General features: G+C 74.4%; 1 protein-coding gene. It reads right to left on the bottom strand.

Features of this window, described 5'->3' with window-relative positions; genetic code table 11:
* On the bottom strand, window positions 1-446 hold a 446-nt coding region (locus FV222_RS30490; RefSeq protein ID WP_187277551.1), incomplete at both ends, for a hypothetical protein.

Below are 446 nucleotides of genomic sequence, written 5' to 3'. Positions count from 1 at the left end.
GCCCAGGCCTCCGCCACGAGGCGGTCGGCGAGGCCCGGCAGGCCTCGACACAGCGTCGCCGCCGCGCTGCGGCCGATCTTCGAGATCGCGGCCGCGCGCCGGGCGACGACCGCCTCCAAGGCGGCGGCGGTCTCCAATTCGGAGAGCAACGGGATCGGGACCGCCTGCGCCCCGGCGACGCTTTTGGGCGCGCCAGCGACCAGCCAGCCGAGCTGCGGCATCCCGGCCGCGAGATGCGCGAGCGCCCGCAGGAAGTTGGGCTCGGCGACCGCCCCGATATCGGTAAGTACGATGGCGACGGGGCCGGAAACATCCATGGCGTCAAGGCCTTCGGCCAGGATCTCCGTGAGACGCGCGAAGGTGGTCTCGGGCGTGCAGCACAGGCCGAGCACGCGTGTCCGGCGCGCCAGCGCGTCGGCGACGGCGGCGGCGATCGCGGTGCTGCC

It is taken from the genome of Methylobacterium sp. WL103 (assembly GCF_008039885.1).
GTDB classification, from domain to species: Bacteria; Pseudomonadota; Alphaproteobacteria; order Rhizobiales; family Beijerinckiaceae; genus Methylobacterium; species Methylobacterium cerastii.
This window is presented reverse-complemented; position numbering and strand designations above follow the sequence as displayed.